The sequence below is a fragment of the Rummeliibacillus sp. POC4 genome, from assembly GCF_003576525.1.
In the GTDB taxonomy this organism is placed as follows: domain Bacteria; phylum Bacillota; class Bacilli; order Bacillales_A; family Planococcaceae; genus Rummeliibacillus.
In genome coordinates, this window is the sequence record NZ_QWUA01000113.1 from 1 (window position 1) to 5,542 (window position 5,542).

A 5,542-nucleotide genomic window follows, 5' to 3' on the forward strand; every position below is an offset into this window, starting at 1 on the left:
TTTAAATCTGTGTTAGACTACTTTTAAGAAAAATTGAGGGGAGAATTAATGATGGAAATATTAAATAATTATATAGATGCGACAAATACTCACAATTTTGATGAAGTGAGAAAAATTCTTCATCCTAATGCCACCTATTTTTTCACCGATCAGAATTGCACGACTCACGAAGAAATAAAGTCATACTTTGAAAACGCTTGGTCGTTAGTGAAAAACGAGAATTATGAAGCTCGAGATGTAAAATGGCTATATGCTGGAAGTCATTCAGCAACCTGTACATATACATATTTCTACGAAGGATATATAAACGAAAAATATACATGTGGTTATGGAAGAGCCACCAATGTCTTTGTCAAGGAGTTTGATAACTGGCTTCTGATTCATGAACATTTAAGTCCTTTACCAAATAACTCTTCAATACAAACATCATCTTGATGAAATGAGGTTTTATCAACGCAAACAGTTATTTGTGATAAAAAAACTAGGTGCATACAAATTTAAGTATGCACCTAGTGGAATAGTTTAGCATTATATACTATATGAAGATTTTAATTATTCGAACATCCACATCTTGGTCTTTCAACGAATCGATTTGGGTCTAACTTTGGAAATTGAATCGATGAATTACATGAACATCTATGATCACTTTGCTTATATTTGCACTCATCGTTGCCTTTCCCATCATCGTACCCACATCTTCTACATTTACTATCGTTGTGTTTACATCTACAGCCATCATCATAGTCTTCACATTTATGATGATCATTTTGTTTACAGCTGCATTCATCATCGTAGTCTCCACATTTATGATGATCATTGTGTTTACATCCGCATTCATCATCGTAGTCTCTACATTTATGATGATCATTTTGTCTGCATCCACAATCATCGTTGTGATTTCGACATTCGCAACTTTGGCATCTTTCGTTTTCAGGGCCATCCTCATTACCGTTCCAGCAGCATTTTGGACTTTCTGTTTGAGATACCATGACTAAACCAAAATCGTACTCAGCGACAATTTCTGTTGTTCTACCAGAAACCCTTAACTGCAGCGTCGGAGCAAGAGTTCCTCCAAAGTGTTCAATTTGAAATGACTCTGGCAAATTGCTTAACTCATCCGTTGTGATGCCTTGTAAGTTATATGTGTCAATGAAACTTAAAACAGAGAAGTCTGGCAAAACAAGCCAAGAGTAAGCTTGGTTCGGTTCTTCAATTGGGTTCGATACAACAAGACCACCTGAATTTAATGGCTGGTAGTTACCGCGCAGTGTATTTGCCACGAAACCGTACAATCCGTCAGGTCCTGGTCCATTGGTTAACCCTGGTGCAAATGTGAATCGGTGACTATCTGTAAATAAATAGTACCTACCACTACTCACAATAATGTGTGGTCGCTCTGTTTGTTGGTTTGTACAGCCCGCTTCAAGTAATGCAGGTAATAACTGCCATGATGTGTAGCTATTGTTTCTTAATAAAGCGATCCCAATATTCCCTGTATATTGACTTGCTTGTTGTTCCAATTCACCTGTTAAACCACAGTTAATTTCTGAGTTATTTCCTGCAATATTACCTTCAAATAGCAGGTACTCGCAGCCTGTTGCAGGATCTTTGAAAAACCATGGGTCACGGAAAGCGTAAATAATAGTGCTTTCACTTTGTTCGGATTGCTCTAACGTTTGGTATAGGACACCGTCTGGCTCTAAAATAATTTGATGCGGTGTAAAATTAACAAATTCAACACCATCCAAATCAGATACGAAGCCACTGCTTGTGTAAGCAATACGTTGTTCATACGTAATTTGTGCTTCGCCTCTTCTTCCAGAAGCTGTGTAGAAGTAATGAATTTTACCATTATCAATCATGGCAGAACCTGCCCATTGACGTGAACCAAATGCGGTACCTTCTTCAAATACTAGACCACCTTGTATCCAGTTCAGTCCATCTCTTGAATAAAAATATGCAATTCTTGCTACATCGTGCCGGTTGTTCGGCAAAACACTTCGTGGGGCAGACAGTGTAAATAGTACGCGCCAACCACCTGGTAAAACTGCTATTGAGCCATCTTTCTCTTGCAATGGCCACATATCCCAAACCCATAAGTCTTCTGAAATTCGTGGAATAGGCGGACTAATAACTGGAGCAGAGTTTTCTCGTGTAATTCGAATTCGCTCTGCTTGTTCACGTGTCCACCTTGATGGAACCGCATTTAAATGTTGGCTTAAACATCGGTTAAAATCTCTTTTTGGTTTATAGTTACAAAAGTTTTGAACTTGTTGTTGACTAAAAGAACGGAAATTCGCTGAGTTATTCCCTGTAGAACTGCTTGGGAAATTATGATTTGAGCCGCCACCTGGTATCGGTGAAAACTCCCTACCACTAGATCCCGCAATCGGGAATTGCTGAGAAGTGAATTGACCGGCTCCATGATGACCTCTATGCCGTTCATTATTAAAATTATGCCTCATAGTGACTCACCCTTTTATTATTTTTTTTAACTTATCCTTGATATTTTCTTTTACGTTTCTATTACAATATTCACATGAACTTTTTTTCTTACTATTTTTACAATCACATTTAGGACTCTCTGTTCCAGAAACCATCATTAATCCATATGCATAGACAGCTATAATCTCAGTAGTCGTACCTGAAACCGCCAATTGAAGTGTTTGTGCTAGTGTGCCGCCAAAATGTGCATATTGGAATTGCTCTGGCAATAATCCTACTTCATCAATTGGAATTCCTTGCAAGTTGAAATTATCGATAAAACTCAACACTGAAAAGTCAGGCAGTACAAGCCAAGAATACGCTTGGTAAGGCTCTGAAGGTGGATTTGAAACAACTAACCCACTATTATTCAACGGGCGATAGTTTCCTCTAAGGGATCTTGCAACAAATCCATATAGTCCATCTGGACCTGTAACCCCTGGCGCAAAAGTCGAACGATGTGAATCCGTAAATAAATAATACGAACCATTTCTCACAACAATATGTGGTCGTTCTGTTTGTTGATTGGTACATCCTGCTTCTAATAATGCGGGTAGTAACTGCCAGCTGTTATAAGAATTGTTGCGCAATAAGGCAATCCCTATATTCCCCGTAAATTCAGCTGCATCACTTGGAACACCTGGACCGCAGTTGATATCTGCAGAAGTTCCTGCGATGTTGCCTTCAAACAATAAATACTCACAGCCAGTTGCTGGATCTTTAAAGAAGAATGGATCACGAAATGCATAAATGATTCCACCGCTGGATTGCTCCTCTGTCTGATAAAGCACACCATCTGGTTCCAAAATCACTTCATGCGGTGAGAAATCTACTAGCAGTACGCCATCTTTGTCAGAAATAAAACTACTACTCGCTAACGCAATTCGTTGTTCATACGTAATTTGCGTTTCTCCGCGTCTCCCCGTTGCTGTGTAGAAGTAATAAATCCTACCATTATCAATCATGGCAGAACCTGCCCATTGTCTGGAACCTAATGCAGTTCCTTCCTCAAATACATAGCCTCCCTGAATCCAATTCACACCATCTCGCGAATAAAAATAACTAATACGCGCGACATCATGGCGTTTTCCTGGAAGAACACTACGCGGAACGGATAATGCAAAGAGAACCCGCCATCCGCCAGGAAGGACGGCAATTGACCCGTCTTTCTCAATCAATGGCCACATATCCCAGATCCATAAATCTGCTGAGATTCTTGGGAATGGCTCCATAATAAGCGGAGCCATATTCGTTGCGTTGATTTGAATCTGTTCTACTTGACTACGTGTCCATCTTGATGGAACAGCATTAATACTTTGAGCTAAGCAACGATCAAAATCCTTTACTGGATTATAGTTACAAAACTGATTAATCTGTTGCTCCGTAAACTTACGAAAACGAATATTTCCCGTCGAAGAATAGCCATGATTCGCCGATACACTCTCCCTTAGCGAAGTAGTAGAATTATATATTATAGGAAACTGCTTTCTAGATAGTTGGTACGAATATTTCTTTCTACTTCGCCTAAATGAATTTAAACCCATACACTACACCTCCTTAATTTATTTGAACGTTAGTTCCTAGTCAGTATACAGAGAAATAAAAGTTAGCTATAGGTGTGTTCTCTATGTTTTCAAGAAAAAACAATATTTTTTCAACAAGATTAATGTATTTTGTACAAAAAAAATACTAAGTGCATACAAATTTCTTTGTATGTACCTAGTAGAATCGTTTTTTAGTATATATAATTAATCTGGCTCCTAATTATTATAAATACCATTTTACCTAATGAAAAAAACATGCTTTTTCAATCGTGCTACACCTTCATTACTCTGTCAAATTTGCATATCCAAGTAACACTTTTGGATTTGAATCATCCTTCTCCACATACAGAATACTCATTGGATACACTTTTACTTGTTCATCTATAGCTAATTGGATCAGTTCTTGTTCTGTGCAATTACTTGTAATCGAAATCATCACTATAAGCCCGCTATTTCACTTAACCTCGAGATTCTTTAAAAAATGCTCCCCATTTTTTAATAGTGTAAAAAGGGTATAAAAAATACACCTCAATAAGGTGTTTTGTTATGTCGCATTATGTTCCTGATACGAAATAAAAAAGCCAGCGATTTACTGCTGACTCCTCTCTCTTTATTCAACCATAGAACGCGATAGTTAAATAACAAAGGACATTCAACTTAGAATATTAATCAAAATAGGTAGGTTCTTGAGGATTATGCAAATGTTTAAATGCTAATTTAATTTGTGATTCTGTATTTCAAGCTATCGATAAAGATGGTAGTTCATTTTCTGCGAAAAATTCAACTGCATTTGTTTCGATACCTTCTTGCGGCTGCCCTCCAATGATTTCACATTGGAGAAAAATTTTATAAACGTGATATAGAGAAGGTGGATGAGGATGGCATTTCGTGTCAAGAACAGCTAACAATTTTAATACTTTAACATCAAACCCTGATTCTTCTTTTACTTCCTTGACCGCAACTTCACTTGGAGTTAATCCAATATCACCTCAGCCTCCTGGCAACGACCAATACCCATCAGTATTTTCTCTTACCATTAATATTTTATTACCCTTAAATACAACAGCTCTGATATCCACTTTAGGTGTTGCATATCCTGTTTCATTTGCAAAAAGTTCTTTTATATTTTTATTGTCCATATTTGTGTACTGTGCCAATATATCAACGCTAATATTTCTTATTAATTCAAATCTTTCCAAATCATATACATCTTTAGAATAGGTTAGTCCTGCTTGTGCGATGGATTGAAGCTGTTTTGCCCATTCTAGCCATTTAGGTTCCATCTTTTATTCACCCCCGTTTGTTCCAATTATATTTTATCTTAATTTAATAAACATTCAAACTACTTAGTTGGTTTAGTAAGTAATTTATTTAATTTATTGTTCATTAAGCTATTACTTTGTTTCATCACTAGTGTTTCTGCTTTGATTGACCATAAATTAGTAATAGACTCTCTGTGCCATTATGCAGCACCTCCGTTTAAGCTAACAAAAAAACCACCCTAATTAAAGGGG

Annotated in this window: 4 protein-coding genes and 1 pseudogene; 1 reads left to right on the top strand and 4 read right to left on the bottom strand. The window is 37.2% G+C overall.

The genetic code is table 11. The annotated features are described in order from the left end of the window. Window positions 1–51: 51 nt before the first annotated feature. The gene (locus D1606_RS17890) at window positions 52–435 is read left to right on the top strand and encodes a YybH family protein (protein WP_119417379.1); all 384 of its coding nucleotides are present in this window, start codon (window positions 52–54) and stop codon (window positions 433–435) included. Between the two features lie 113 nt (window positions 436–548). Here the strand turns inward: D1606_RS17890 and D1606_RS17895 are convergent, their stop codons facing one another. The 4 genes and pseudogenes from D1606_RS17895 to D1606_RS17905 all read right to left on the bottom strand — a co-directional run bounded on the left by D1606_RS17895 (window position 549) and on the right by D1606_RS17905 (window position 5,311). Then, window positions 549–2,465 carry a glycoside hydrolase family 68 protein gene (locus D1606_RS17895; protein WP_119417377.1) on the bottom strand — a complete coding sequence of 639 codons (1,917 nt, stop codon included), beginning with the start codon at window positions 2,463–2,465 and terminating at the stop codon, window positions 549–551. A 6-nt stretch (window positions 2,466–2,471) separates the two neighbouring features. After that, window positions 2,472–4,028: a glycoside hydrolase family 68 protein gene (locus tag D1606_RS17900; protein ID WP_119417378.1), complete on the bottom strand. Its 1,557-nt coding sequence runs from the start codon at window positions 4,026–4,028 to the stop codon at window positions 2,472–2,474. 283 nt (window positions 4,029–4,311) lie between these two features. Then, complete coding sequence (locus D1606_RS18895; RefSeq protein ID WP_158582430.1) at window positions 4,312–4,464, bottom strand: hypothetical protein; 153 nt, start codon at window positions 4,462–4,464, stop codon at window positions 4,312–4,314. Between the two features lie 229 nt (window positions 4,465–4,693). After that, a pseudogene (locus tag D1606_RS17905) lies at window positions 4,694–5,311 on the bottom strand (NUDIX hydrolase). Window positions 5,312–5,542 lie beyond the last annotated feature (231 nt).

Bases quoted from the DNA above. Each gene is read 5' to 3' on its own strand.
- D1606_RS17890 (WP_119417379.1), top strand. From the start codon at position 52: ATGGAAATATTAAATAATTATATAGATGCGACAAATACTCACAATTTT.
- D1606_RS17895 (WP_119417377.1), bottom strand. From the start codon at position 2,465: ATGAGGCATAATTTTAATAATGAACGGCATAGAGGTCATCATGGAGCC.
- D1606_RS17900 (WP_119417378.1), bottom strand. From the start codon at position 4,028: ATGGGTTTAAATTCATTTAGGCGAAGTAGAAAGAAATATTCGTACCAA.
- D1606_RS18895 (WP_158582430.1), bottom strand. From the start codon at position 4,464: ATGATTTCGATTACAAGTAATTGCACAGAACAAGAACTGATCCAATTA.